At 33.5% G+C, this 26,538-nt stretch carries 25 protein-coding genes; 17 read left to right on the forward strand and 8 right to left on the reverse strand.

The genetic code is table 11. The annotated features are described in order from the left end of the window. Nucleotides 1–14: 14 nt before the first annotated feature. Nucleotides 15–1,109, reverse strand: a complete 1,095-nt coding sequence (gene ychF, locus ACHRVZ_RS03585; protein WP_041518049.1) for a redox-regulated ATPase YchF — start codon at nucleotides 1,107–1,109, stop codon at nucleotides 15–17. Nucleotides 1,110–1,425: 316 nt separating this feature from the next. Between ychF and ACHRVZ_RS03590 the strand changes: the two genes are divergently transcribed. Beyond that, the gene (locus ACHRVZ_RS03590) at nucleotides 1,426–4,128 is read left to right on the forward strand and encodes a TonB-dependent receptor domain-containing protein (protein WP_395420808.1); all 2,703 of its coding nucleotides are present in this window, start codon (nucleotides 1,426–1,428) and stop codon (nucleotides 4,126–4,128) included. An 89-nt stretch (nucleotides 4,129–4,217) separates the two neighbouring features. Here the strand turns inward: ACHRVZ_RS03590 and ACHRVZ_RS03595 are convergent, their stop codons facing one another. Together ACHRVZ_RS03595 and ACHRVZ_RS03600 are read right to left on the reverse strand one after the other, a co-directional pair. Beyond that, nucleotides 4,218–5,381 (reverse strand): hypothetical protein, encoded by a 1,164-nt coding sequence (locus ACHRVZ_RS03595; protein ID WP_395420809.1) that lies wholly within the window; start codon nucleotides 5,379–5,381, stop codon nucleotides 4,218–4,220. Between the two features lie 170 nt (nucleotides 5,382–5,551). Continuing rightward, the gene (locus ACHRVZ_RS03600) at nucleotides 5,552–5,902 is read right to left on the reverse strand and encodes a 4Fe-4S dicluster domain-containing protein (protein WP_395420810.1); all 351 of its coding nucleotides are present in this window, start codon (nucleotides 5,900–5,902) and stop codon (nucleotides 5,552–5,554) included. A gap of 136 nt (nucleotides 5,903–6,038) precedes the next feature. Between ACHRVZ_RS03600 and ACHRVZ_RS03605 the strand changes: the two genes are divergently transcribed. From ACHRVZ_RS03605 to ACHRVZ_RS03635, 7 genes are all read left to right on the forward strand, one after another. Further along, nucleotides 6,039–7,112 carry an acyl-CoA reductase gene (locus tag ACHRVZ_RS03605; RefSeq protein WP_395420811.1) on the forward strand — a complete coding sequence of 358 codons (1,074 nt, stop codon included), beginning with the start codon at nucleotides 6,039–6,041 and terminating at the stop codon, nucleotides 7,110–7,112. Between the two features lie 92 nt (nucleotides 7,113–7,204). After that, complete coding sequence (serC, locus tag ACHRVZ_RS03610; protein ID WP_395420812.1) at nucleotides 7,205–8,275, forward strand: 3-phosphoserine/phosphohydroxythreonine transaminase; 1,071 nt, start codon at nucleotides 7,205–7,207, stop codon at nucleotides 8,273–8,275. Between the two features lie 108 nt (nucleotides 8,276–8,383). After that, nucleotides 8,384–9,334, forward strand: coding sequence for a D-2-hydroxyacid dehydrogenase (locus tag ACHRVZ_RS03615; protein ID WP_395420813.1), 951 nt, complete (start codon nucleotides 8,384–8,386; stop codon nucleotides 9,332–9,334). Nucleotides 9,335–9,436: 102 nt separating this feature from the next. Then, the gene (locus ACHRVZ_RS03620) at nucleotides 9,437–9,994 is read left to right on the forward strand and encodes a hypothetical protein (RefSeq protein ID WP_395420814.1); all 558 of its coding nucleotides are present in this window, start codon (nucleotides 9,437–9,439) and stop codon (nucleotides 9,992–9,994) included. 223 nt (nucleotides 9,995–10,217) lie between these two features. Beyond that, nucleotides 10,218–10,658: a DUF6146 family protein gene (locus tag ACHRVZ_RS03625; RefSeq protein ID WP_395420815.1), complete on the forward strand. Its 441-nt coding sequence runs from the start codon at nucleotides 10,218–10,220 to the stop codon at nucleotides 10,656–10,658. 33 nt (nucleotides 10,659–10,691) lie between these two features. Then, nucleotides 10,692–10,994 (forward strand): DUF6787 family protein, encoded by a 303-nt coding sequence (locus ACHRVZ_RS03630; RefSeq protein WP_395420816.1) that lies wholly within the window; start codon nucleotides 10,692–10,694, stop codon nucleotides 10,992–10,994. 470 nt (nucleotides 10,995–11,464) lie between these two features. Then, nucleotides 11,465–14,224 (forward strand): T9SS type A sorting domain-containing protein, encoded by a 2,760-nt coding sequence (locus ACHRVZ_RS03635; protein ID WP_395420817.1) that lies wholly within the window; start codon nucleotides 11,465–11,467, stop codon nucleotides 14,222–14,224. A 58-nt stretch (nucleotides 14,225–14,282) separates the two neighbouring features. On the opposite strand, the gene ACHRVZ_RS03640 is transcribed toward ACHRVZ_RS03635, so the two are convergent. Beyond that, nucleotides 14,283–14,579: a hypothetical protein gene (locus tag ACHRVZ_RS03640; protein WP_395420818.1), complete on the reverse strand. Its 297-nt coding sequence runs from the start codon at nucleotides 14,577–14,579 to the stop codon at nucleotides 14,283–14,285. Between the two features lie 317 nt (nucleotides 14,580–14,896). On the opposite strand from ACHRVZ_RS03640, the gene ACHRVZ_RS03645 reads away from it, so the two are divergent. The 3 genes from ACHRVZ_RS03645 (at nucleotide 14,897) to ACHRVZ_RS03655 (ending at nucleotide 17,905) form a co-directional block, all read left to right on the forward strand. Further along, nucleotides 14,897–15,562, forward strand: a complete 666-nt coding sequence (locus tag ACHRVZ_RS03645; RefSeq protein WP_395420819.1) for an ABC transporter ATP-binding protein — start codon at nucleotides 14,897–14,899, stop codon at nucleotides 15,560–15,562. 123 nt (nucleotides 15,563–15,685) lie between these two features. After that, nucleotides 15,686–16,450, forward strand: coding sequence for a TIGR02757 family protein (locus ACHRVZ_RS03650; RefSeq protein ID WP_395420820.1), 765 nt, complete (start codon nucleotides 15,686–15,688; stop codon nucleotides 16,448–16,450). A gap of 102 nt (nucleotides 16,451–16,552) precedes the next feature. After that, nucleotides 16,553–17,905, forward strand: a complete 1,353-nt coding sequence (locus tag ACHRVZ_RS03655; RefSeq protein WP_395420821.1) for a DEAD/DEAH box helicase — start codon at nucleotides 16,553–16,555, stop codon at nucleotides 17,903–17,905. 145 nt (nucleotides 17,906–18,050) lie between these two features. Here the strand turns inward: ACHRVZ_RS03655 and ACHRVZ_RS03660 are convergent, their stop codons facing one another. Then, complete coding sequence (locus ACHRVZ_RS03660; RefSeq protein WP_395420822.1) at nucleotides 18,051–19,163, reverse strand: lactonase family protein; 1,113 nt, start codon at nucleotides 19,161–19,163, stop codon at nucleotides 18,051–18,053. Nucleotides 19,164–19,450: 287 nt separating this feature from the next. Here ACHRVZ_RS03660 and ACHRVZ_RS03665 point away from each other — a divergent pair, with 287 nt between their 5' ends. The 6 genes from ACHRVZ_RS03665 to ACHRVZ_RS03690 all read left to right on the forward strand — a co-directional run bounded on the left by ACHRVZ_RS03665 (nucleotide 19,451) and on the right by ACHRVZ_RS03690 (nucleotide 24,688). Continuing rightward, on the forward strand, nucleotides 19,451–21,379 hold the full coding sequence (locus ACHRVZ_RS03665) for a BatA domain-containing protein (RefSeq protein ID WP_395420823.1): 1,929 nt from the start codon (nucleotides 19,451–19,453) through the stop codon (nucleotides 21,377–21,379). Between the two features lie 174 nt (nucleotides 21,380–21,553). Continuing rightward, nucleotides 21,554–22,810, forward strand: coding sequence for a dihydroorotase family protein (locus ACHRVZ_RS03670; RefSeq protein WP_395420824.1), 1,257 nt, complete (start codon nucleotides 21,554–21,556; stop codon nucleotides 22,808–22,810). 5 nt (nucleotides 22,811–22,815) lie between these two features. After that, nucleotides 22,816–23,142 carry a hypothetical protein gene (locus tag ACHRVZ_RS03675; protein ID WP_395420825.1) on the forward strand — a complete coding sequence of 109 codons (327 nt, stop codon included), beginning with the start codon at nucleotides 22,816–22,818 and terminating at the stop codon, nucleotides 23,140–23,142. 107 nt (nucleotides 23,143–23,249) lie between these two features. Then, complete coding sequence (locus tag ACHRVZ_RS03680) at nucleotides 23,250–23,894, forward strand: alpha/beta hydrolase (protein WP_395420826.1); 645 nt, start codon at nucleotides 23,250–23,252, stop codon at nucleotides 23,892–23,894. Nucleotides 23,895–23,964: 70 nt separating this feature from the next. Next, entirely contained in the window at nucleotides 23,965–24,102 is a 138-nt protein-coding gene (locus ACHRVZ_RS03685; protein WP_395420827.1) for a hypothetical protein, read from the forward strand. Further along, a complete protein-coding gene (locus ACHRVZ_RS03690; RefSeq protein WP_395420828.1) occupies nucleotides 24,095–24,688 on the forward strand; it encodes a hypothetical protein in 594 nt (197 codons plus the stop codon). The genes ACHRVZ_RS03685 and ACHRVZ_RS03690 overlap by 8 nt, the downstream gene beginning before the upstream one ends. 50 nt (nucleotides 24,689–24,738) lie before the next feature. Here ACHRVZ_RS03690 and ACHRVZ_RS03695 read toward each other — a convergent pair whose 3' ends face one another. Genes ACHRVZ_RS03695 through ACHRVZ_RS03705 form a run of 3 tightly spaced genes read right to left on the reverse strand, consistent with a single transcriptional unit; the run spans nucleotide 24,739 to nucleotide 26,502 of the window. Beyond that, on the reverse strand, nucleotides 24,739–25,170 hold the full coding sequence (locus ACHRVZ_RS03695) for a hypothetical protein (RefSeq protein ID WP_395420829.1): 432 nt from the start codon (nucleotides 25,168–25,170) through the stop codon (nucleotides 24,739–24,741). A 50-nt stretch (nucleotides 25,171–25,220) separates the two neighbouring features. Next, on the reverse strand, nucleotides 25,221–25,724 hold the full coding sequence (locus ACHRVZ_RS03700; RefSeq protein WP_395420830.1) for a hypothetical protein: 504 nt from the start codon (nucleotides 25,722–25,724) through the stop codon (nucleotides 25,221–25,223). Nucleotides 25,725–25,737: 13 nt separating this feature from the next. Beyond that, nucleotides 25,738–26,502: an MBL fold metallo-hydrolase gene (locus tag ACHRVZ_RS03705; RefSeq protein ID WP_395420831.1), complete on the reverse strand. Its 765-nt coding sequence runs from the start codon at nucleotides 26,500–26,502 to the stop codon at nucleotides 25,738–25,740. Between the last annotated feature and the right edge of the window lie 36 nt (nucleotides 26,503–26,538).

Genomic DNA, 26,538 nt, shown 5'->3' on the forward strand with positions numbered 1-26,538 from the left:
TCTAAAAAGAAAAATTATACGTTGAAACGGAAGTGCATTACATCACCGTCTTTTACGATATATTCTTTTCCTTCTACTTTGAATTTTCCTGCTTCTTTTGCTTTTGCTTCTGAACCGTATTGAACGTAATCTTCGTATGAAATAACTTCTGCGCGAATGAATCCTTTTTCGAAATCAGTGTGGATAACTCCAGCTGCTTGTGGCGCTGTAGAACCAATGTTGATTGTCCAGGCACGAACTTCTTTTACACCTGCTGTAAAATACGTTTGTTGTTTTAATAATTTGTAAGCTGCACGAATTAAAACTGATGCTCCCGGCTCAGTTAATCCCATATCTTCAAGAAAAACCTGACGCTCTTCGTAGCTTTCTAATTCTGTAATATCAGCCTCTGCTCCTACTGAAAGAATAATAACTTCAGCATCTTCGTCTTTCACTAATTCACGAACCTGATCTACATATTTGTTTCCGTTTACTGCTGAATTTTCGTCAACATTACAAACGTATAAAACTGGTTTTGCAGTAATCAATTGAAAAGATTCCATTAAAACTTCTTCATCATTACCTTGAGGTACAATAGTACGAGCCGATTTAGCTTGCAATAATGCTTCTCTAATTCTGTCTAAAAGTGCTTTTTCAGTTTGCGCTTCTTTATTTCCGGTTTTTGCAGCACGGTTTACTTTTTCTAAACGTTTCTCAACAGTTTCTAAGTCTTTTAACTGCAATTCGATATCAATCGTTTCTTTATCGCGAATTGGATTTACGTTTCCGTCAACGTGAACAATATTATCGTTATCAAAACAACGCAAAACGTGAATAATAGCATTACACTCTCTAATGTTTCCTAAAAACTGATTTCCAAGACCTTCGCCTTTACTTGCTCCTTTTACCAAACCAGCGATATCAACAATATCCACTGTTGCCATTTGCACGCGCTCTGGTTTTACCAATTCTTCTAACTTGTTGATTCTTGGATCCGGAACGTTTACAACACCAATATTAGGTTCGATTGTACAAAACGGAAAGTTTGCACTTTGCGCTTTTGCATTAGATAAACAATTAAATAATGTTGATTTTCCAACATTTGGTAATCCTACAATTCCTGCTTTCATCTGTTGTTTCTATTTATTTTATTTAAACCTAAATTTCTCAGGTCTCCCCATTAATGCTTCTGTCTTAATATATAACAGCTTGCTTCAATGATTTATAATTTACGTATTGCTTTTCTGTTTCTGCCAAAATGATATTTTTTGGCTTTAAAATTTTGCAAATATAAGATTTAATAGCTCGTAAGTGAAGTAAATATGACGATTAATGTATTTTATAAATAGTTACTTTAAAAAAATTTAACTTTTTATTAAAATTATGTTAAAAAGCACTACATTTAACAATGAACAAAACCAAAAAACAAACCAAACTCAAGTAACTATGAAAAAGATTGCATTATTTCTATTTTTATTAAATACGATGTTTCTTTTTGCTCAAAAAGAAATTTCGGGAGTTGTAAAAGACAAGTCAGGCGCACCTTTACCTGGTGTAAACATCCTTGAAAAAGGAACTACTAATGGTGTATCTACTGATTTTGAAGGTGGTTACATCATTAAAGTAAAAGAAGGCGCAGTGTTAATTTTTAGTTATATCGGTTACTCGTCAGTCGAAAAATCGGCTACGAACAATAAAACCGACATTACATTAGACCAAAGTGGCGGCCAAATTTTGAATGATGTTGTTGTCGTTGGATCCAGAAATGCCAAAAGAACAGTTGTGAACTCTGCTGTTCCTATCGATGTAATTAACGTGAAGGATGTTACAACACAAAGCGGTAAGCTGGAAATTAATGAGTTACTTCAATATGTTGCCCCTTCATTTAATGCCAACAAACAATCAGGCTCTGACGGTGCAGACCACGTTGACCCGGCTTCTTTGAGAGGTATGGGTCCTGATCAGACTTTGGTTTTGATTAACGGAAAAAGAAGACATCAATCATCACTTATCAATTTATTTGGAACTCGCGGACGCGGAAATACAGGAACAGATTTGAATGCTATTCCTGCTGCATCGATTAAAAGAATTGAGATTTTAAGAGATGGTGCTGCTGCTCAATATGGCTCTGATGCGATTGCCGGAGTTATCAATATTGTAACTAACGATAACGTAAATGAATTTACCGGAGCCGTAACTTATGGTGCATTTAACACAGATGCAAAAGGAGATTTCCCTGTAGGAACTGCAAATACAGAAGGTTTCAGATTAGACAAACACGGTAACGGAAATACATTTGGCAAAGATCAAAATTTTGATGGTGGTTCTCTAAAAGTATCCGCTAATTATGGTCTCCCAATTGGAACTAAAGGTGGTTATGTTAATGTTACCGGTGAATTTTTGAATAAAAACAAAACATTACGTCCCGGTTTTGATTTTAGAAAAGGTTTTGGAGAAGCTGAAATTCAAGGTGTAAATTTATTTGTAAATTTCGCTGTTCCAATCTCTGAAAAAACACAATTCTACGCTTTTGGCGGAAGTAATTTTAGAGATACTGATGCCTACGCTTTTACAAGAAATGATGGCGAAAGAGTTGTAGAATCAATATATCCGGGAGGATATACTCCTAGAATTACATCAAAAATAAATGATAATTCTATTGCGGCAGGAATCAGAACTGAAACTTCCGGCGGATGGAAAATGGATTTCAGTAATACTTTAGGACAAAACAAATTTCATTATGACATAAAGGGAACTATAAATGCTTCTCTTGAAGACAAATCTCCACTTGAATTTGATGCCGGAGGACATAGTTTACTCCAAAACACAACCAATTTTGATGTTTCTAAAAACTATGGCGATATTCTTAGTGGATTAAATTTAGCCTTTGGAGCTGAATTCAGAGTGGAAAAATTTGAAATTTTTGCTGGAGAAGAAGGCTCTTATGCTACTTACGACACAAATGGCAAACCTATTACTGATCCAACAAGTCAAAGCGCACCTATAGATCCAATATCTGGTGAACCTAGACCAGGAGGTTCTCAAGGTTTTCCTGGATATAGTCCGCTGAACGAAGTAAATAAAAGCCGCACCAATTTTTCTTTATATACAGATGCTGAGTTAGATATCTCCGAAGCCTGGATGGTTAGCGGAGCCGTTCGTTACGAAAACTATAGTGACTTTGGAAGTACTGTTAACGGAAAATTAGCTTCACGACTTAAAATTACTGATCACATTAATTTAAGAGGATCTGTAAGTACCGGATTCCGCGCGCCATCACTAGCGCAAATTTATTATAATTTGCGTTTTACAAATTTTAGCACCGCAGGCGCAACTGAAGTTTTACTGGCACCTAATGATAGCGAAATAACAAGAGCTTTTGGAATTCAGAAGTTAAATGAAGAAAAGGCCGTAAACGCTTCTCTAGGTTTTACAGCCAACTTTGGAGATTTTACTGCTACTATTGACGGATATCTAATTAATGTAAAAGACAGAATTGTATTAACAGGTTATTTTGATGCATCAGCTTTGCCTGGAAATATTGACAAAGCTCAATTCTTTGTAAATGGTGTTGACACAAAAACAACAGGTTTGGACGTTGTTTTTGCCTGGAAAAAAACAATAAACGAAAACAGATTTGGAGCTACTCTCGTTGGAAACATTAACGATATGAAAATCGACAAAGTAAAAAACGGCAATTTAGACGAAAAAACATTCTTTGGAGAACGTGATAAAGCCTTTTTACTAGCTTCTGCACCACCAAGTAAGTTTGGACTAAACCTTAATTACGGAAGAAAATGGTTTGATGCAGGATTGGCTTTTACAAGATTTAGTGAAGTAAAACTGCTGGATTATCAAATGGATGAAGACCCGGAAGACTACAGAACTTCGCCAACCGAAACTGATGCACAAGTATTTGCTAATCAAAAGAAAGCAGCAACTGATACATATGGAGCAAAAATTGTAACCGATTTAACTTTAGGTTTTAAAGTTTCAAAATCTACTAAAATTAGCATCGGTGCAAACAATTTATTAAACATTTATCCTGACCAACAAGATGACTGGGTTGAAGCCGGAGGATATTGGGATGCAGTACAAATGGGGTTCAGCGGTGCTTATTACTATGCCCGACTTGGATTTAATTTTTAAACAAAACAATCTCAACACATCTCTTAATTGAGAGACAAAACAAAAAACCTGAGTGCAATACTCAGGTTTTTTTGTTTCGATTGTAATCGTTACATCTTAAAATCTAATGCCTTTATTATCGCTTTTTCTTCGTCGGTGGCTGTAAATCCTGAAATATCCCAGTAATTCGTTAGAATTTTATTCCTTTTATTAAAGAGTGTTTTTTCTTTAAAAACGTCGCTTTCATTATAAGTGAAATTTTGCTTATTAAAATTGGTCGTTACAAAACTATTTCGAACCTGAATGTTTTTAACTTGATCTTTTAAAGTAAGATTGTACGCTATTTCTTCATTAGAACTCAAAACATAATAATCTGCGCCGTCTAATCTATAATTTACTTTTACAATTGATTTTATCACATTCTTAGAACCTATCACCGGTTTTTCATCAATTTTATCAAGATTGGCAGGATTTAAAATGCAGCTAAACTCTATAATTATCTTTTTTTCAGGATCATAAACAACCTCAAAACTATCTAATCCTTTTTTAGTTTTATCAAAAGGCGTAATATTCATTATATAATAGTTTTTATTATTAGGATGTCCTTTTATAATATAATCGTATTCCTTTTTATTTTTTGGATTTAAAACAGGCTGAAAATAATTGAGATTACAATAATTCTCCATTATATTATTCAAATTATAACCTCTTAAATCAGCGCTTACATCTGTCTCCAGCAAACCATAAGATCTGTTTTGCTCAACTAACAATGTTGTCGTTGCTTTTTTCTTGTTGCCTGAGAATTGAAAATTTACCAGTCCATCATTATAATAAGAGTATTTATTGTCGAGCATAAAAAACTCTCTAACATAAACTTTGAGTCGATAAGGCGTGGTTAATTTTTTGGCTGAAGTAGAAACAATTTTTTGAAGTATTTTTTGTGGAGATTCTTTAGACAAAACAATTTCATCTAACTTATTATTCTTGTTTTTGAGATAAACTACAAATTCATCTTCTTTTAAAGTAGCCCATCGAACAGTGAGATTTTCATAATTCATTTCAGAAATCTGAACGTTTGAAGCTCCATTTAAGACAAAAGTTACCTTACCTTCTTCATTACTCAATAAGACTTGCTTGGTTTTCATTATTACAACCATTGCATTATCTATTGGCAACTGCGTTTCTATATCTTTTACAATTATAGAATATTCTGTACTTTGAGCAAAAACATTGGCATTAAATACCAAAATCAATAAAAGTATCAGTCTCCTCATAGGCTGTTGTTAATTTTTCATCTAAAGTATTAAAATATTATTAATAAATTAAAAATTCACACAACAAATAACTAAATACCAATACAATAGAGTATAAACAAAAAAATATTTATAAAAAAAATCCTGAGCATTGAGCTCAGGATTCCTTTATATTCAAAGTTTAAATAGTATTATTCACCGTGTAAAAACGCTTGTCTATTCAACAACGTTTCTTCATCTTCTACGTGATCATCATCTGGTACACAACAATCAACAGGACATACAGCAGCACATTGAGGCTCATCATGAAAACCTTTACACTCTGTACATTTACCCGGAACGATATAATATACCTCGTCAGAAATTGGAGTTTGTGCATCCTCAGCATCCACTTCAGTTCCGTCCGGTAAAATTATTTTTCCTGAAAGTTTGGTTCCATCTTTATATCTCCAATCATCAGCTCCTTCATAAATTGCTGTATTTGGGCACTCTGGTTCACAAGCTCCACAGTTTATGCATTCGTCAGTTATAATTATTGCCATCTTGTTCTTGGTTACATGTTAAAAGTTAAAGGCTTTGAGTTTAAAATGCTAAAGATTTCATTCTACTTTGCCTTATAACGTAATATAGCTTATTTTTGTGCAAAATTACAATCAAAACAATTCATAAACAAACATTATGACATTAGAAACAAAAAAAAGTGTTTTTGTTGAATTAGGGAAATTTTTAAAACAATTCTCTGAAACGAATACAATTAAAAAATCGGATGTTTTACACAACGATTTATTTTTTGAAGATTTCGAAAAGCTGATACATTTATCACAATCTCATAATGGCTGGTACACACCTGAACAAGTGTATTTTTCGATACAATCATGGGCAAACGCTTTAACAGAAGAAAACATTGAAAAATGGATTTCAAACTATTCCGTTGACTCTGTTAATGATAATAAAACAGAAAAAACTGTTGCATTAATTTTAGCAGGAAACATCCCGTTAGTTGGTTTTCACGATTTTTTATCGGTTTTAATTACCGGAAACAAGGCATTAATTAAAACATCTTCAAACGATCAGCATTTATTACCTTTTTTAGCTAAATACTTAATTGCCGTTGATGAAAGTCTAAAAGACAAAATCACTTTCGTGGAAGGCAAATTAGAAAACTTCGATACTGTAATTGCCACTGGAAGTAATAATACAGCCCGATACTTTGAATATTACTTTAAAGATAAACCGTCAATCATTCGTAAAAACAGAAATTCGGTTGCGGTTTTGAACGGAAAAGAAACACACGAAGAACTGGAAGCTTTAGGCGAAGATATTTTTAGATATTTTGGTTTAGGATGCCGCAATGTTTCTAAGCTTTTTGTTCCAAAGGACTATTCATTTGTTGCTTTTTTTGAAGCTATTTTCAAATACCAGGATGTCATTCATTATGAAAAATATGCCAATAATTACGACTATAATAAAGCCGTTTTTTTAATGAGTAATTTCAAGTTGTTAGACAATGGTTTTTTAACCCTGAAAGAAGACACAAGTTACGCCTCACCTATTTCGAGTGTTTTTTATGAATTCTACGAAAATATCGAAGATTTACAAACTCGCCTTGAAGCTGATGCTGAACAAATTCAGTGTATTGTTAGCAATGATTTAATCAAAAATAGTATTCCATTCGGGCAAACTCAAAATCCTCAATTGTGGGATTATGCAGATAACGTAGATACTATAACGTTTTTGTTAACAACAAAGTAAAAATATGTTTAATTATTTCGAATAATTTATCGCTTTTTAAGCTCCTATTGCCGAAATTTGCGTCTTTAAAATTTCGACTATTTACAACAACCATGAAAAAACACAACTACAGCGCAGGACCAAGTATTTTACCTCAGGAAGTTTTTGAGAAGGCATCAAAAGCAGTTTTAAATTTTAATGATTCAGGATTGTCAATTCTTGAAATTTCGCACCGAAGCAAAGATTTCGTTGCTGTTATGGATGAGGCTCGTTCGCTTGCTTTAGAATTATTAGGACTTCAAGGAAAAGGATATCAAGCATTATTTTTACAAGGTGGTGCAAGTACAGCATTCTTAATGGCTCCTTATAACTTGATGAAAGAAAACGGCAAAGCTGCTTATTTAGATTCAGGAACCTGGGCAACTGCCGCTATAAAAGAAGCAAAGTTTTTTGGAGAAACTGTTATCGTAGGTTCTTCAAAAGAAGAAAATTATAACCATATTCCAAAAGGATACGAAATACCAAGTGATGCTGATTATTTTCACTGTACAAGTAACAATACCATTTTTGGAACTCAAATGAAAGAATTTCCAGCAACCAACATTCCTGTTGTTTGCGATATGAGTTCTGATATCTTTTCTCGCAATTTAGATTTCTCTAAATTTGATTTAATCTACGCCGGAGCTCAAAAAAATATGGGACCTGCAGGAACTACTTTGGTAGTAATCAAAGAAGAAATCTTAGAGAAAAACGGAAGAACAATTCCAAGTATGTTAGACTACGCTAAACATATTAAAGCAGAAAGTATGTACAATACTCCTCCTGTTTTTGCTGTTTACGTTTCGTTATTAACTTTACAATGGATTAAAGAAAAAGGTGGAATTGCTGCTGTTGAAAAATTAAACGACGCAAAAGCTGATTTACTTTACACTGAAATCGACAGAAACCCGTTATTTAAAGGTGCTGCAGCTGTTGAAGATCGTTCTAAAATGAATGTTACTTTCTTATTAAACAACGCTGATCATACTACAACTTTTGATGCTTTATGGAAAGAAGCAGGAATTTCAGGACTGCCAGGACACCGTTCAGTTGGTGGTTACAGAGCTTCTATCTACAACGCTATGCCTATCGAAAGTGTTCAGGTATTAGTTGATGTGATGAAAGCATTGGAATCTAAAGTTTAGTTTTCGTTCTCTGTTTTCAGTTTACAACAAAAAAAAAGAAAAACTATAATACTTGGTTCATCGATTAAACAATTTAACGATTAACCAAATAAACAAAATATCACAAAAATGAAAGTATTAGCCAATGACGGAATTTCTAAAAGTGGAATTCTAGCTTTAGAAAAAGGTGGATTTGAAGTTATAACTACAAAAGTAGCTCAAGAACAAGTAGCTAACTTTGTGAATGAAAATAATGTAGATGTCGTTTTAGTTCGTAGTGCAACTAAAGTACGTAAAGATATTATCGACGCTTGCCCAGGATTAAAAATTATTGGTCGTGGTGGTGTTGGTATGGACAATATCGATGTTGATTATGCAAAAAGCAAAGGAATTCATGTAATTAATACTCCGGCTTCATCATCAGAATCTGTTGCTGAATTGGTATTTGGACACTTATTTTCAGGTGTTCGTTTTTTACATGATTCTAATAGAAATATGCCTCTTGAAGGAGATTCAAACTTTGACGGTTTGAAAAAAGCATATGCAAACGGAACTGAATTAAGAGGAAAAACTCTAGGAATTGTTGGTATTGGCCGTATTGGTCAGGCTACTGCAAAAATGGCGCTTGGTTTAGGTATGAAAGTTATCGCTGCAGATAGTTTTATCCCACAAGTTGATGTAAAAGTTGAGTTTTTTGATGGTCAATCTATCACTACAACTATCGTTTCTCAATCATTAGAGTCTTTATTTAAAGAAGCTGATTTCATTACATTACACGTTCCTGCTCAAAACGGTTACATCGTTGGTGAGAAAGAATTTGAAATCATGAAAGATGGTGTTGGAATCGTAAACTGTGCTCGTGGTGGTGTTATTGACGAAGTAGCTTTAGTAAAAGCTTTAGATTCTGGAAAAGTTGCTTTTGCAGGTTTAGATGTTTTTGAAAGTGAACCAAAACCAGAAATGGCAATCTTAATGCACACTAAAATTTCATTGACTCCGCACATTGGAGCTGCAACTGGAGAGGCACAAGACAGAATTGGTACAGAATTAGCTTCACAAATTATTACTTTGTTGAGCTAAGTAAATAAAAAAAGATTAACTTTAGAGGGATTTACTACTTGCTTGTAGTAAATCCCTTTCTTTTTTTATTAAATTTGGCGTATAATTTAAACTCTTTAAATCATGTTTGAACAATTAACACAATTAGTACAACAATACGGGGGGTCTGCTGTTGTAAACAATTCAGCTATCCCAAATGAACACAATGAAGCTGTAATAAGCGAAACGAGTACTTCAATATTTGCAGGATTGCAAAAAATTGCTTCAGAAGGTGGCGGAGAACAACTTGCCAGTCTGTTTAGCGGAAACTCACCTATCGACAGTTCAAATCCTGTTGTTCAACAAATAACACAACAGTTATCTGGTAGTCTTGGTGAAAAATTTGGATTAAGCAGCGATACATCATCTGGTGTAGCTTCAAGCATGATTCCGCAGATTTTAAGTTCATTAGTAAACAAAGCAAAAGATCCTAATGATAGTAGTTTCCAAATATCTGATATTATCGGAGCTATTTCAGGAAATGGCGGACAAGCTTCTGGCATTATGGAAACCATTAATAAATACGGAATGCAATTTGGCCTTGATCAAAATGCCGATGGAAAAGTAGATGTTGCAGACGCAATGGCTTTAGGCAAAAGCGGAGGCTTAGGTGGATTACTAGGGAAATTGTTTGGAAAATAAGTTCTTTTTGAGGAACTAAGGCTCTAAGAAGCTAAGGTTCTAAGTCATTTAAAAATAATAAAAAAGCTGTTTACAAGACGTAAACAGCTTTTTCTTTTAAGAGTTGAGAGTAAAAATCTTATAACCTCAGTACCTTTAAAACTCAGAACCTTTCATTACAAACTGTTAAATAACAACTCCTTTTACTCATTTATTCGTAAATTTAAGCTCGAAACTATGCGTTATGAAAAAATGTATTTACATATTACTTCTTTTGTTTACCATAATAGCATGTTCTACAGCTTCAAAAAATGCTGTTGCAACAAACACGCCTTCTACACAAAATAAAACCGTAAATGATACTGTACGCATTGCAAATGATTCTTTAGAATATGAAGTTATCATTATAGACAACGGTTTTAGCACTTGGCTAGCTTCGAGAGCGTTTCCTCGAAATTATCACTCCTTATCTTATCTTGAAAACAAGAATTATCAATACGTAACAGAATGGAACAACCGTGTTTCACAACCACAACGTTACGATCCAAATTTATACGAAATGAGAATTGATTATCAACCAGGTATTCGTTACGGATACGAAGTAAATTATTTAATTTACAACTATATGATTTACTTTCAAAATACATACAAACAAAAGCTCGCAGGTTATGTTCCAATGCGATAATCTTGCTATATTTGTAATCGTTATAAATAAAGCATGAATCGATTAAAGAAACGTTGGGGAATTACCTCAAATATACAAGCCATTATTATACTCATTGTTTTTGCCATCACAGGATCGGCATCAGCCTGGCTTTCTAAACCTTTTTGTGTATTATTGGGCATCACGAAAGAAGATTTTGGCGGTTGGTTTACCTTAATTCGATTATTGATCATTTTCCCTATTTATCAAGTTTTATTAGTTGGAATTGGAACTCTTTTTGGACAATTCCGTTTCTTTTGGGATTTCGAAAAGAAAATGCTGAAAAATATGGGACTTGGCTTTTTGTTCAAAAAATAGTCTTTCGTTAAACTAAATTGAAGTCTTCTCTATTGTTCAATTCATTTTTTTTCATTCCTTCCAAAATTCTCTTTTCCTTCTACATTAAAAATTAATCTTTTTTTAATTAAGTCATGTTCTACAGATTGTTTTCAATCTAAACCACACACCAATTCACCAATTTTACATTTTAAATCTAAAATATTTAAAAATTTGTGATAAAAAATACATTTCAACAAATAATACTCCCTATTTTATATTAGAAAACCATTCATGCAGGATGGTGCAGGATAGTTTTATGTTGTGTATTCTCAATCTTTACATTACTCATAACCATAAAGTTAAATTTTTAAACAAATAAGAATTAGCCTAAAAAACAGCTTCTTTATCATTTTGTAAAAAACACTAAACTTTTCAAAAGAGTACTTACAGAAATCTTTGATTTTACTAAACTAACTAACCAAAAAAGTATTAAAATGTTGAACTCTACTATGAAACTACCCTTTGTAATGGCAGTAGTATGCTTTACAATGTCAGTTACTACCCTCTTTGCCCAAAACCCCGTAGTGAAAATTGATTTTGATCAATCAGGAAGACCTAAAACCGAAGTAAATGAACCTGATTATACGGCTTGGGTAATCGCCTCTGGCAATACCAGCACATACACCGAAAATGGTGTTACTTTTACAATAACCCGAGTTGGAGACAAAGGAGATGCGCTAGGAACCAACTGGTACAAAGCCGGAATTCAAGCTCCGTATTATGCCAGATTAATTTCTGACGGACTTACTGTAAAAGGTACAACCGCAAATCTAGGCGCACAAATCGAACTTAAAATAAGTGGTTTAGAGGCAGGACAACATACACTGCTTGCTTTTTTTAATAATGTTGACAGCCCGTCAGGAAATGTTTTCAGTCCAATTGATATTTCAATCAATGGCAATTTAGCAGTCAATAATTTAATTCCGAGTGTAAGAGCTACAAAAACAGCAGATGCACAATCAGCTTATTTGAAATTTCAGGCTGTTGCAAATACTGATGTTGTTTTATTATTTGCAGCCGAAACATCGGGTACTGAAAATATAAAAAACTTCATATTAAACGGTTTTGAACTCAACACTCCAAACATTTTTTACCAATCAACAAATCCATCTCCAAAACACAATGATGAACATGTTGAATTGACATCTGCAGGAAAACTTTTAGGATGGACGGGAGCAACAAACGCCCTGTCTCACAATATTTATTTTGGAACAGATCAAGCTGCCGTGGAAGCAGCTACAACATCATCACCAGAATTCAAAGGCAATCAAATTAAGGCAAACACATCGTATCAAATAAACGGTTTATATACTGGCGCGACTTATTTTTGGCGTGTTGATGAAGTCTTGGCTAATAATGCTGTAGAAAAAGGTAATACATGGCGTTTTCGCCCTGCACAACTTGCTTTTCCGGATGCCGAAGGTTATGGTCGTTTTGCACGTGGAGGAAGAGGCGGAAAAGTGGTCGCGGTAACCAATCTAAATGATAGCGGTCCGGGAAGTTTACGCGAAGCAGTAACAAACGATATTGGACCTAGAACAATTGTTTTTAGTACATCAGGAATCATTCAGCTTAATTCACGTTTGGTTTTAAGCCAGCCTTATGTAACTGTTGCGGGACAAACTGCTCCCGGAAAAGGAATTACGATTCGCTCTGCTCCCTTTGGTATAACCGGCAACGACGCTGTTGTGCAAAACGTGCGAGTAAGAGTTGGAGGCGGTCCTACTTATGACGGAATGGGCTTAACAGGAGCTGATAATAGTATTATTGATCATTGCTCTATAAGCTGGACTATTGACGAATCTTTTAGTTCTCGTTCAGGAAAAAATATTACACTGCAAAGAACATTAATCTCAGAAGCTTTAAATGCCGCAGGACATCAAAATTATCCTGCTGGAACAGAACATGGTTATGCTGCTACAATTGGCGGTGACATTGGCAGTTTTCATCATAATCTACTAGCCCATAATTACGGACGTAACTGGAGTTTAGGCGGAGGCTTAGACGGAAGCGGCGCTTATGCAGGACGAATGGATATTACCAATAATGTCGTTTACAATTGGGGCTCAAGAACGACCGACGGCGGAACTAAAGAACTTAATTTTGTCAACAATTATTACAAACCCGGAGCCGGATCAAAAATATTTGTTGCTGTAAATCAACAAAATGAAGGTGCCGGAACCGGAATGCAGCAAGTGTATTTTAAAGGAAATGTTATGCCCGGTTATTTTGACGAAAGCAATCAGGAAGCCGGAAGAAAAGCTTCGGGAGTTGCAATTACATTTGAGAACTTTGTAAATGCGCCGTTTTTCCCTTCTTATGTAACAACACAATCAGCTAAAAATGCTTATAAAATTGTCCTTTCAGATGTTGGCTGTACACAACCGGAATTTGACGATCACGATCAAAGAATCATTAATGAAACTCTAAACGGAACTTATTCAATTAAAGGAAGCGTTACCAATAAACCCGGGTTTCCGGATAACGAAGCTGACGTTGGCGGTTTCGAATCTTATCCAACTATAAACAGAGACGCAAATTGGGACACTGACCAGGACGGATTACCAAACTGGTGGGAAACTATCATTGGCACAAACGTAAATTCTGGAACCGGTGATTTCTCAGACTCTAATGCTGACACTGATCAAAGCGGTTACACAAATCTTGACAAGTATTTACAATGGATGTCTCAACCACACTATGATTCTCCGACAGGAAGTAAATTAAATATTAATATTCAAAAGCTTTCAAGAGGATTTACGAGCGGAGTTTCATACAGCATTTCAAATATTGTAAACGGAAGCGCTGTTTTATCCTCTGATACCGTAGATTTTACTCCTAATGCAAAAGGTCTGTGTTCTTTTAACTTTACCGTTACTGATTCTGAAGGAGGAACTATGACTAGAAAAGTAAACATTGTGAGTGGATACTCTACATTAAAAGTTGATGAAATAACCAAAGAAGCGACAGATAATTTTAAAGTTTGGCCAGTGCCAAGTAATGGCTATTTTTCAGTTTTAATGGAAAATGATCTGGAAAAAGCTGATCTTAAAATTTACGACATTTTAGGAAAAGAACTTTTAAAACGAACCATTAACGGAAAAACTCAGGAAAACATTCATCTCCAATCAAAAGGTGTTTTCATAATAAAAGTTTCAAATCCCGAAACGAAAAAAGTTTTACACGTCAAAAAAATTGTAATACAATAAAACTAAATGAAAAATGGCAACCATAAAAGTTGCCATTTTTTTATTTGATCAATAAAAGTTAATTATTTCCTTTTTGAAAATAATAGGTATAAATCCAAGTGATGGTAAATGACGGAATTATGTCTGTACCAGGAAGAATCTCTTCGACAAAAGTCAAAACACTGGCCACTTTCCCTACGCGTCCTTTATACATTCTGGTCATAATAAAAGCCGCAATTGGCGCCCAAATCAAATCGGCAGGCTCTGCAAAACCTGGAATACTGTATGTTAACATTCCAATCGCATCAAAAATTAATCCCAAAAGAAGCTTCTTTGTTCTATCGTCATTCACTGCTTTTACGTCCTCCATTTTCATGTTATTTAGATATTTTATAAAATTAAAGAGAATTCATTAAAACTCACTTATTTCACTGAAACAATTTATTACTTAATTCACACCTAATCAATGATTTTAAATCTAAAATCATTACTTTTTTTACTCTATACCAAAAACCAGACCCAATTTCATTTGCCTTCCACTTTTTTTTAAAATTACCATTGTGTTTGCCATTGCAACTCACATTTACCTTTTGACATCGAGATTGTCATGTGAAATTATTTCTTCTTAAAATTCTGTTATATGGCATTTTTATATCGGTAGAATCTTTGTTTCTTTGTAAAAACAGTTTCAAAATGATACACGCAAAAAATATACATAAATTCTACGACCAGTTTGAAGTTTTAAAAGGAGTTGACCTGCATATTAAAAAAGGAGAAATTGTTTCAATAGTTGGTGCTTCAGGAGCCGGAAAAACAACTTTATTGCAAATTTTAGGAACATTAGACAAGCCCTCAAAATCAAATACAGATACTTCATTAACCATAAACGGAGAAAATATACTTGGTCTTAATGACAAAGCGTTATCGAAATTCAGAAATCTGAATTTGGGTTTTATATTTCAGTTTCATCAACTATTACCCGAATTTACAGCTTTAGAAAATGTTTGTATTCCAGCTTACATTGGAGGCAAAAAACCAGCTGAAACAGAAGCTGAAGCCAAAAAACTATTAACATTTTTAGGATTGTCACATCGTATAAATCATAAACCAAACGAGCTTTCAGGTGGAGAACAACAACGTGTTGCCGTTGCGAGAGCATTGATCAATAAACCGGATGTTATTTTTGCCGATGAACCGTCTGGAAATTTAGACACCCATTCTGCCGAGAATTTACACCAATTATTTTTCAAACTTCGTGACGAATTTGGGCAAACTTTTGTAATTGTAACTCATAACGAAGAATTAGCCAACATGGCCGACCGAAAATTAATTATGGTCGACGGACAAATAAGTAATTAGGAACTATTTCCTGCTATCTGCTATATCTTTTCCTTGCTAAAGAAGCAAGAAAAATGGAAACTCCCGAAACTTCGGGACTATCAGGGCTAGAACCCTCGAATAATAAGAACTTTCATTTTAAACATGAACCAAAAAGAACTCAAAGAATTCCTCGACGAAAAAGTCATTCAGTATAACAATCAAGATTTTATTGAAAGTGATCCAGTACAAATTCCACATTTGTTTTCATTAAAAGAGGATGTTGAAATTGCTGGTTTTTTGAGCGCCACAATCGCTTGGGGAAATCGTAAAATGATTATCAAAAATTCACATCAAATGATGGAATTAATGGGTAATACACCTTACGATTTTGTCATGTCACATTCTGACGAAGACTTGTCCCGACTTGAAAATTTTGTTCACCGTACTTTCAACGGAAAAGATTTTGGCGGTTTCATAAAAGGTTTACAGCATATTTATAAAAATCATAATGGTTTAGAAACTGTTTTTGCCAAAAATCAAGAAGCAGATAGCCTACAAAAAAGTATCAGCGAATTCAAAAAAATATTTTTCGAAATCGATCATTTACCACGAACTCAAAAACACATTTCAGATCCTCTCAATAATTCTGCAGCAAAAAGAATCAACATGTATTTGCGATGGATGGTTCGCCAAGATACAAAAGGAGTCGATTTAGGAATTTGGAAAACCATTTCGCCGGCATCATTGTCTTGCCCTTTAGATGTTCATTCAGGAAATGTTGCCCGTAAATTAGGTATTTTGACCAGAAAACAAAACGACGGAAAAGCGCTTACCGAATTAGATCTAAAACTAAGAGAAATGGATGCTCAAGATCCTGTAAAATACGATTTTGCACTTTTTGGGTTGGGCGTATTCGAAGGCTTTTAATATTGAAAACTAGATAATTATACTATCTAATTATTAGATGATTCGAAAATTTTAGCGATCTAACCGTCATTTTAACGTACATTTGCACAAAATTTAATGTAAATGAGCACTTTCGAACAATTCAATCTTCCAAAATCAGTACAAAAAGCAATCGATGAATTAGGCTTTGTTACGCCTACTCCAATTCAGAAAAAATCCTTTTCAGTGATTATGTCAGGTCGCGATATGATGGGAATTGCGCAAACTGGTACCGGTAAAACATTTGCTTACTTATTACCACTTTTAAAATTATACAAATTTACACCAACTAATACACCTAAAATAGTTGTACTAGTTCCAACACGTGAATTAGTAGTTCAGGTAGTAGAAGAAATCGAGAAACTAACAAAATATATGTCTGTTAGCACACTTGGAATTTTTGGTGGAGTAAATATCAATACACAAAAAAAAGCAGTTTACGAAGGAGTTGACATTTTGGTCGGAACACCTGGTAGAACAATGGATTTAGCGCTTGACGCTGTAATTCGTTTTGATGAAACTCAAAAATTAGTTATCGATGAGTTTGATGAAATGCTTAATCTAGGTTTTCGTACGCAATTGACTGCACTTTTGGCTATGATGAAAAACAAACGTCAGAACATTTTATTCTCTGCAACAATGACTGACGAAGTTGATGCTGTTTTGAATGACTTTTTTGATTTCCCGGAAGAAGTTACACTTGCTGCATCAGGAACTCCATTAGAAAACATTACTCAAATTACCTATAACGTACCCAACTTTAATACAAAAGTTAATCTGTTAAAACATTTATTAGAAACAAACGAAAACATGGAACGTGTTTTGGTTTTTGTGAATAATAAAAAGATTTCAGACATGCTTCATACCCGTATCGAAGAAGATTTTGAAGGTCAGTTTGGAGTTATTCACTCAAATAAATCTCAAAATTACCGTTTGAGTACAATGGCAGAATTCCAGGAAGGAAATCTTCGTGGATTGATTACTACTGATATTATGGCGAGAGGTTTGGATATTTCGAACATTTCGCACGTAATCAACTTTGAACTTCCTGAACTTCCTGAATTATACATGCACAGAATTGGTCGTACAGGTCGTGCTGATGCAACAGGAACTGCAATTAGTTTTATCACGCCTCGTGAAGAAGAATTTAAAGTCGAAGTCGAAGTATTAATGAATCAGGAACTTGAAATAGCTGATTTTCCTGAAGAAGTTGAAATTTCAACCAAATTAATCGAGCCTGAAAAAGACAAACAACCAATTAAGTTTTTGATGAAAAAACAAAAACTTAGCGGTGATGGTGCTTTCCACGAAAAAGACAAAAAGAATAAAAAAGTAAATCTTGGTGGACCATCTAAAACAAAAAAGAAAACCCACGGATCTGTCAATCGAAATATGTTGAAAACGAGAGATAAAAAGAGAAAAGATAAGAATAAATAGTTTTTTTTAGAGACTAAGACATTAAGCTGCTAAGGTTCTAAGTTTTAAAACATAAAAAAGGCTCAAAGATGCAGAATTAAATTTGCATTTTTGAGCTTTTTTACCTTAGTCCCTTAGCTACTTAGAACCTCAGAACCTTTTAAAATTATATTTTCGTAAAAACCAACCCAACCGGCGAACATAATTCAATTCTTTTTCCGGTATCTGTAAGTTTTCCTGTTGCTTTATCTCTTTTAAAAACAATGATATCATTGGTATATTGATGCGCAACTAAAAGGTAATTTCCTGTTGGATCGATAGCAAAATCTCTCGGTCCTTTTCCTAAAGTACTCAATTGTTCTACCAATTCAATATTCCCGTTTTTAAGGATTTTATAAACTGATATATTATTGGCATCAACGCGATCTGATACATATAAGAAACCACCATCAGGTGAAATTTTAATCGCTGCAGCTCCAGTTCCTCCAGTAAAACTTTTTGGCAAAATACTTGTTTCCGCAATTGCTTTCAAACTTCCGCTTTTATCGTAACTAAATGTTGTTAATGTTCCATCTAATTCCTGAACTAAATACACAAATTTACCATCTTTACTAAAAGTTAGATGTCTTGGTCCGCTTCCTGGTTTTACATCAACACTGCCTTTTAATGTCAGCATTTCGTTTTTAGAATTCGGATTGTACTTATAAATAAAGACCTTATCCAAACCTAAATCATTAGACAAAACAAACTTATTATCAGGAGAAAAAACAACCATATGCACATGTGCTTTTTCCTGACGTGCAGCGTTTACTCCCTTTCCTTCATGCTGAATTAATTGTTGCACTTCAGAAATACTTCCATCCGGATTCTTTTTAAAAACAACGATACTTCCGCCAGAATAATTGGCAACAATTACATTTTTATCATCATTAATTAAATGGCAAGGATCAGCACCCAAAGCATCATTTTTATTCAAGAAAGTAAGTTTTCCGGTAGGCGAATCATATCCAAATGCACTAACAGCACTCTGATTGCCATTTTCATTTACGGCGTACACAAATTTATTATCTGCAGAAACCGATAAATAACTCGGACTTATCACATTTTCAGAAGAATTCTTTACTTTAAAGCTACCAGAATCAGCATCAAACTCATAAACGTAAATTCCGTTACTTTGACAAGTATTAGTATAAGTTCCTACTAATAAATTAAATTTATTCTGTGCCTGCAAACTCGAGCAAGCTAAAGCTGAAAAAAGAAGTATATATAATCTTTTCATAGTATTGTATTTGTTTTTTGAATATGCTAAAATACTCAATAATATCAATAGATATAGCATTTTTTATTACAAAATAAACTAACAGAACCAACATTTCTGAAACTAGATCCTGCAAAAAATCAAATCATATAAGTCATTTAAGTTCATTAATTTTCGTGTAATAATGTTTGCTCATAATCTCATGTATTGCATATATAGTTTAACTAAATATTCCTTACATGGTTTGATTAAAAATTTGTATTTTTGACCAGTATCTACAAAATGTAGTGAAGTAAATCGAAGCCAGAATGCACTTTAAACATCCCGAAATTCTATACTTTCTGTTTTTATTGATTGTTCCTATTTTGGTTCATTTATTTCAATTACGACGTTTTAAAATCTCTTATTTTAGTAATGTTCGTTTCTTAAAAGAACTTTCCATCCAAACCCGAAAAAGTTCTAAAATAAAAAAAAGATTATTATTAGCCACTCGTTTACTACTCTTAACTTGTATTATTCTGGCTTTTGCTCAGCCTTTTTTTGAAGCCAAAGACAGCAAAAATGCGACAAACGAAATGTATATTATCCTTGACAACTCGTTTAGTATGCAAGCCAAAGGCAAAAAAGGCGAATTGCTAAAACGTGCTGTTCAGGAATTATTAGAAAACACTCCTGAAAATACACAATTTTCATTACTGACCAACACTGAGAATTTTTGGAATACTGATATAAAATCATCAAAAAGTGTTTTACAAAATCTGAAATATAGTGCAACTCCTTTTGAACTTCCGTCAATTATGGCGAAGATAAAAGCTCATAAATCAGCGTATAAAAAAGATATTGTTATCATTACTGATGCCGTTGGTTTAGCCGAAAAAGATATCAAAAACATTGATACTGAAGAAAAACCATATTTCATTATTCCTGAAGCCGAACAAAAAAACAATATTGCAATTGACAGCGTTTTTATCAATCAGACTTTAGAAAACTTCTACGAAATAGCTGTTAATTTATCAGCGTACGGAGAAGATTTCAAGCCCGTTTCAATGGCATTATACAATCAAAACAAACTGATTGCCAAAACGATTATCAATTTTGATACGAAGAAAAAGAAAATCAACTTTACAATTCCGAAAGAAGCCTTTCACGGATATGTGACTATTGAAGACAATGGTTTGACCTATGATAACAAATTGTATTTCAGTATCTCTAAAACTAAAAAAACCAACGTTATTAGTATTGGAGAACCTGAGAAAAGTAATTTCTTATCAAGAATTTATACTTCGGCAGAATTCAATTATAATAATTACCCGATTAGCAACTTAGATTATAACAGCCTTGACAAACAAAATACAATTATTCTAAATGAATTAGCTGAAATTCCACAAGCTTTACAAACTACTTTGAAAGCTTTTGTCACAAAGGGCGGCAATTTAGTTGTTATTCCTTCTGAAAAAAGTTCTGTTTCAAATTTAAATTCCTTTTTAGGTAATTTCGGAAAAATTCAATTTGGCAGTCTTGAAAATAAAAACAAATTAATTACAAAAATTAATTTTGATCATCCTTTGTTTTCAGGCGTTTTCGAAAATAAAATCACAAATTTTCAATATCCAAAAACGGCTAATTCATTCCCTGTTTCAAGTCCTTATCCCGCAGTATTATCGTATGAAGATCAAAGTGTTTTTGTAACTATGATTCAAAATCCTGTTTCAGGGATCACTATTTTCTCGGCACCAATAAACACGACGAATTCTAACTTTCAGCAATCGCCTTTAATTGTTCCTTTATTTTATAAAATGGGACAAAACAATCAAAAAACAGGCGTAAATGCATTGACAATTGGCAATAATCAGCCTTATTTTGTAGATGTTTTATTGACTAAAGATGCCATTTTAGAAGTAAGAGGAAATGATGATTCATTTATTCCGATTCAGCAAATATTGAATAGTAAAGTAAAATTAACATTTAATGATTTCCCTGAAACAGCTGGAAACTATAGCATTTTTGACAAAAAAGAATGGGTTGAAAATCTGAGTTTCAATTACAAAAGAAGCGAAAGCGATTTAAGTCAGGTAAACACAAATGTAGTTTCAGATTTTAAAACTGCCGACACAATTTCGACCATTTTTAATACGCTACAAACTGAGCGAACAGACAGCCAAATTTGGAAATGGTTTGTTATCTTTGCACTGTTATTTTTAGCATTAGAAATGGCAATTATTAAATTCGTGAAATAGTTTACAAACGATTCGTTTAGTTTGTCATTTCGACGAAGGAGGCCCGAGCGAAAGCGAATAGACGAAGTAAATCACACATGCAGAGAAAATTCTAAACGAAATATCGAGCGAGATTTATCCTTCGTCGAAATGACAAAGCAAGAACCTATAAATACAAAATAAATTTCTCTACATATGAAAATAATCATCAGAAGCGCCAAAATTATCGATTCAAAAAGTCCGTTTCATAACCAAACGGTTGATCTTTTAATTGCAGATGGTATTATAGAAAAAATAGGAACTTCGCTTCCTGAAAATAAAGAAGCAACTGAGGTGAAATTTGATAATTTACATCTTTCGCAAGGTTGGTTTGACAGTAGTGTTTCTCTTGGTGAACCAGGTTATGAAGACAGAGAAACAATTGCCAACGGATTGAATGTTGCTGCAAAAAGCGGTTTTACTGCAATTGCTTTACAACCCAACTCCTTCCCTATTATAGACAATCAATCTCAGGTAAATTTTGTAAAAAATAAAGCAAATGGTTTCGCAACAGAGCTTTTCCCAATTGGTGCTTTAACAAAAGCCAGCGAAGGAAAAGATATGGCCGAATTATTCGATATGAGAAATACCGGAGCCGTAGCTTTTGGAGACTATAATAAAAGCATCGACAATGCTAATCTATTAAAAATTGCTTTGCAATACGTACAGGATTTTGATGGATTAGTAATTACTTATACGCAGGATGCTAATCTAAAAGGAAATGGAGTTGTAAACGAAGGAATTGTATCTACCCGATTAGGCTTAAAAGGAATTCCGACTTTAGCAGAAGAATTACAAGTTTCAAGAAACTTATTTTTGTTAGAATATACAGGTGGAAAACTACATATTCCAACAGTTTCTACAGCAAAATCTGTAGCACTAATTAAAGAAGCCAAAGCAAAAGGTTTGAAAGTAACTTGTAGTGTTGCTGTACATCACTTGACACTTACAGATCTTCAATTAGAAGGCTTTGATACGCGTTATAAAGTTACGCCACCTTTAAGAACAGAAGCTGACAGAGCCGTGCTCGTAAGTGCCGTTTTAGACGGAACGATTGATATGATTACTTCAGATCATAATCCGATCGATATTGAGTTTAAGAAAATGGAATTTGATACTGCTAAAAACGGAACAATTGGTCTTGAAAGTGCGTTTGGAGCTTTATTGACTGTTTTACCTTTAGAAACTATAATTGAAAAATTAACTTTAGGAAAAGCGGTTTTCGGAATTGAAAATAATGAAATTGCCGAAGGTTCGAAAGCAAACTTTACTTTCTTTACACCTGAAGGAAAATCTACTTTTACAAAAGAAAATATTCTTTCAAAGTCTAAAAATTCTGCTTTTTTAGGAACTGAAACCAGAGGTTCTGTTTACGGAATCTTCAACCAAAATAAACTTGTTATCACAAAATAATTACAATGAATAATTCAATCGAAGAGGGAAAATCAATCGCTATTACCAGTTATATTCTAATAATTGGCGTTTTAATTGCAATGTCGATGAACTCTGAAAATAAAAATAGTTTTGCTTCTTTTCATATTCGTCAGGCTTTAGGATTGTCTTTGTCTTTTATTTCCTTCGGAGCTATCATTAGCAATTTTGATAGTTTTATGATCACTTTCCCAATGTGGATTTGTATTTCAATCTTATGGACTTACGGAATTTTTAGTGCCATTCAAGGTCAAACAAGACCTATTCCGTTAGTTGGAAATCTTTTTCAAAAATGGTTTAAATCGATAGGTTAGGAAAATTCAAATTTTTTAAAAATCCAAACTTGAAAAACTTTGTCAAAGTTTTAAGCCTTGACAAAATTGAAAATTTACAATTCACAACTTACAATTCACAATTAAAAATGAATCTATCTTTAGAATATAAAATACAAGAACCAAAAGTAATTTTAGCCAAAAACCCAGTTTTACTTTTGTTACACGGATACGGAAGCAACGAAGCCGATTTGTTTTCGTTCGCCACAGAACTTCCTGATAATTATTACATTATTTCGGCCCGAGCGCCTTACGATTTGCAATACGGTGCTTATGCGTGGTATGCTATTAATTTTGATGCTGATCAGAATAAATTTTCAGATAACGAACAAGCAAAAACTTCTCGTGATCTGATCGCTACTTTTGTAGATGAATTAATTGCAAATTACCCAATCGATCCTAATAATGTTACTTTGGTTGGTTTTAGTCAAGGCTCCATTTTGAGTTATTCAGTGGCACTTTCTTATCCTGAAAAAATTCAGCGAGTTGTGGCAATGAGTGGATACTTTAATGAAGAAATCATGAAAGAGGGTTTTGAGAAAAATGACTTTAAAAACCTAAAAATATTCGCTTCGCACGGAACTGTAGATCAAGTAATTCCTGTCGAATGGGCTAGAAAAACTCCGGCAATTTTAGAAAACCTAAATATTCCGGTTACTTATAAAGAATACCCAGTTGGTCACGGTGTTGCACCGCAGAATTTCTTTGATTTCAAGAATTGGCTGGCTGAGTAGTATTTAGTTTTCAGTCGCAGTTTTCAGTTCTCTTTCAAGAGATTCTTTTTTTATTTTTTATTTTAAACAAATGAAAACATATACATTAGAAGAAGTAACAAATGAATTAATTGGAAAAATTGGAACACAAAATAGAGCTAAATTTGAAGCTGATTTAAAATTAGAATTATTAAACCTAAATGATTCAATTGCAAAAAACAATGAGTAAATTTCCAGCTATATTAACTGACGAAAAAATTAAAGATAGCAATAAAGACTTCAGAAATTCATTATTTTCATTAGATAAGAAATTCATTGACAAGGATAATTATCTTCACTTAACAAGGATTTATTTTACTACAAAGCAACTTGACATTAGAAACAAGATACTGAGACTATTATATGATTTTGATTTTCCTGAATTAAAGATTTTCTTTGATGGTGCATATAAGAAAGAACGTTATCTCGACATGAAAATCTATGCCCTTCGTGGTCTTTCTTTGTTCGTAAGAGAAAAGGAAATCGAAAAATTGTTACTAAAATTCAATCTTACTTTACTAAAAAGACAAGAAACAACGCCTTATAATTATCAGGAATACGAACTTTTAAGAGGACAAAATTCTTTGCCTTATTTAATCGAAAAATACAATTACAATTGTTTTAAAGAAACTCTAAATCAAGTAAACAAACAATATAATGCGATGCCTGATACTTTTAAAGGACATTTTACAATAGATAAGAATGGTGAATTTCTATCACTAAGAAGCCCCGAAGAAAGCTCAAAAATGATCAAAGAGTTTTTTAAACAATTCTAAAAAAAATCGCAGCCTTCAAACTGAAAACTGCGACTGTATTCTGTAAACTTTTACTCTCCTGTATAAATAATTTTTCCTGCTTTTTTCAGCACATATCCTTTCCAGGGAATCAATTGTAAATCGTCTTTAGTCCATGAATCACCTTCAGATTTTCTTTCTAAAATAATGGGGTCTTTTTGAGTATCCAGAAAAAGCTCTGCTTTGTTTCCATCAAAAATTACGTAAGCAACTGTCGAATACGTTTTTCCATCTTCAGCGTGAGCTAATTTTGTACCCACTTCAAAAATACGAACGCATTCTTTTTTTAATGTAGACCAAGTATAACCTGCAGAAGCTTTACATCCGTGAGCGTCTGAATCTCCGCCAACAACAACTGGCTTTGATTCTTCTTTTTTGTCTAAAGTTTTATTTTCTTCCGAAATTTTCTTTGCGCAAGAAAACGAAAGACCAACAATAATCGAAAACAAAAATATCTTTTTCATAAACCTTATTTTTTTAATACTTGATAAAAAAAAAATAGGATTTTAAAATCCTATTTTTGGTACAACCAAGTTTGATTTACTTCAAAGGTAATATTATCGTCGTTATCTACAAAGTATTTTAACAAGACTTCTCCCCACATTTCTCCATTGCTATAATCTGCAATGATCCATCTATGATTCAGCAGTTTTACTTTATTGATAATAAATTTCTTCCCGTCGATTTTATCTTGTCCTGTATAAGGATTTCCGTTTGGATTCGAATTTAAGTCTAACAATTTCTCCGTAACAACCGGAATTAATTTTTCGAACAAAATTACTTTTCCGCCAGAAGCACTGTTATCAAAATAGTTTTGTGCATTTTCGTTGTGTTCTAAAGAAAAATAGTCAGCGTCTGCCAATTTTGATGTTACTAAATTGATGCTATCTCTTAGCTTTTTTGTCGTTTTCTCATATCTTTCTTCACCAAATTTTACTTCACGGCTATAAAACATATAAGTAAAAACATTCATTAATATCGCAAGGATAAAAAGATAAAGCATTAAGGATTTTTTCATTTTCGAGGTATAATTAAATTGTAATTTCTAAGTTATCGTAAGCCAGAAAGACATTTTTAGGTAATTGTTTCTGTACTTCTTCATGAAAGCCTAAAACGTGGCTAATATGTGTTAAATAAGCTTTTTCAGGTTTTACCAAATCAATAAAATCAAGTGCTTCCTGTAAGTTAAAGTGCGTATCATGAGGTTCAACACGCAAAGCATTTACAACTAAAACTTTAAGATTTTTTAGTTTATCAACTTCGGCTTCATCAATAGTTTTAACATCGGTCAAATAAGCAAAATCATCAATACGATAACCAAATACCTGCAAATCACCGTGCATTACGTTTACCGGAATGGCTATTTTATCGCCAACAGCAAACGGTTCGTCATTGATTACTTCAATAGTTTTTACACTTGGAGCACCCGGATATTTGTTTACAGTTTCAAAAACATAGTCAAAACGACGTTTTAGATTGTCAATGACACGCTGATGCGCATAAACAGGAATTTCGCCCTGACGAAAATTATACGGACGAATATCATCTAAACCGGCCGTATGATCAGCATGTTCATGCGTAAATAAAATAGCATCGAGTTTACGACACCCACAAGAAAGCATTTGCTGCCTGAAATCGGGTCCGCAATCAATTACGTATGAATGATCGTTCCAGGTAATCCAGATGGATACGCGGAGCCTTTTGTCCTTAGCATCAGTGCTTTTACAAACGGGATGATCGACTCCGATGATCGGAATGCCTTGAGATGTACCAGTACCTAAAAAATAGACCTTCAATTGAACTTAATTTTTTTACAAAAATAGGATTATTTC

Origin of the sequence: Flavobacterium sp. FlaQc-57, assembly GCF_044007395.1 — a bacterium.
Taxonomy (GTDB): domain Bacteria; phylum Bacteroidota; class Bacteroidia; order Flavobacteriales; family Flavobacteriaceae; genus Flavobacterium.

Coding starts and splice junctions, on each gene's coding strand:
- ACHRVZ_RS03690 (WP_395420828.1), top strand. CDS start 24,095: ATGAGTAAATTTCCAGCTATATTAACTGACGAAAAAATTAAAGATAGC.
- ACHRVZ_RS03665 (WP_395420823.1), top strand. CDS start 19,451: ATGCACTTTAAACATCCCGAAATTCTATACTTTCTGTTTTTATTGATT.
- ychF (WP_041518049.1), bottom strand. CDS start 1,109: ATGAAAGCAGGAATTGTAGGATTACCAAATGTTGGAAAATCAACATTA.
- ACHRVZ_RS03630 (WP_395420816.1), top strand. CDS start 10,692: ATGAATCGATTAAAGAAACGTTGGGGAATTACCTCAAATATACAAGCC.
- serC (WP_395420812.1), top strand. CDS start 7,205: ATGAAAAAACACAACTACAGCGCAGGACCAAGTATTTTACCTCAGGAA.
- ACHRVZ_RS03650 (WP_395420820.1), top strand. CDS start 15,686: ATGAACCAAAAAGAACTCAAAGAATTCCTCGACGAAAAAGTCATTCAG.
- ACHRVZ_RS03685 (WP_395420827.1), top strand. CDS start 23,965: ATGAAAACATATACATTAGAAGAAGTAACAAATGAATTAATTGGAAAA.
- ACHRVZ_RS03600 (WP_395420810.1), bottom strand. CDS start 5,902: ATGGCAATAATTATAACTGACGAATGCATAAACTGTGGAGCTTGTGAA.
- ACHRVZ_RS03635 (WP_395420817.1), top strand. CDS start 11,465: ATGAAACTACCCTTTGTAATGGCAGTAGTATGCTTTACAATGTCAGTT.
- ACHRVZ_RS03680 (WP_395420826.1), top strand. CDS start 23,250: ATGAATCTATCTTTAGAATATAAAATACAAGAACCAAAAGTAATTTTA.
- ACHRVZ_RS03620 (WP_395420814.1), top strand. CDS start 9,437: ATGTTTGAACAATTAACACAATTAGTACAACAATACGGGGGGTCTGCT.
- ACHRVZ_RS03605 (WP_395420811.1), top strand. CDS start 6,039: ATGACATTAGAAACAAAAAAAAGTGTTTTTGTTGAATTAGGGAAATTT.
- ACHRVZ_RS03675 (WP_395420825.1), top strand. CDS start 22,816: ATGAATAATTCAATCGAAGAGGGAAAATCAATCGCTATTACCAGTTAT.
- ACHRVZ_RS03590 (WP_395420808.1), top strand. CDS start 1,426: ATGAAAAAGATTGCATTATTTCTATTTTTATTAAATACGATGTTTCTT.
- ACHRVZ_RS03595 (WP_395420809.1), bottom strand. CDS start 5,381: ATGAGGAGACTGATACTTTTATTGATTTTGGTATTTAATGCCAATGTT.
- ACHRVZ_RS03695 (WP_395420829.1), bottom strand. CDS start 25,170: ATGAAAAAGATATTTTTGTTTTCGATTATTGTTGGTCTTTCGTTTTCT.
- ACHRVZ_RS03625 (WP_395420815.1), top strand. CDS start 10,218: ATGAAAAAATGTATTTACATATTACTTCTTTTGTTTACCATAATAGCA.
- ACHRVZ_RS03670 (WP_395420824.1), top strand. CDS start 21,554: ATGAAAATAATCATCAGAAGCGCCAAAATTATCGATTCAAAAAGTCCG.
- ACHRVZ_RS03660 (WP_395420822.1), bottom strand. CDS start 19,163: ATGAAAAGATTATATATACTTCTTTTTTCAGCTTTAGCTTGCTCGAGT.
- ACHRVZ_RS03645 (WP_395420819.1), top strand. CDS start 14,897: ATGATACACGCAAAAAATATACATAAATTCTACGACCAGTTTGAAGTT.
- ACHRVZ_RS03700 (WP_395420830.1), bottom strand. CDS start 25,724: ATGAAAAAATCCTTAATGCTTTATCTTTTTATCCTTGCGATATTAATG.
- ACHRVZ_RS03615 (WP_395420813.1), top strand. CDS start 8,384: ATGAAAGTATTAGCCAATGACGGAATTTCTAAAAGTGGAATTCTAGCT.
- ACHRVZ_RS03640 (WP_395420818.1), bottom strand. CDS start 14,579: ATGAAAATGGAGGACGTAAAAGCAGTGAATGACGATAGAACAAAGAAG.
- ACHRVZ_RS03655 (WP_395420821.1), top strand. CDS start 16,553: ATGAGCACTTTCGAACAATTCAATCTTCCAAAATCAGTACAAAAAGCA.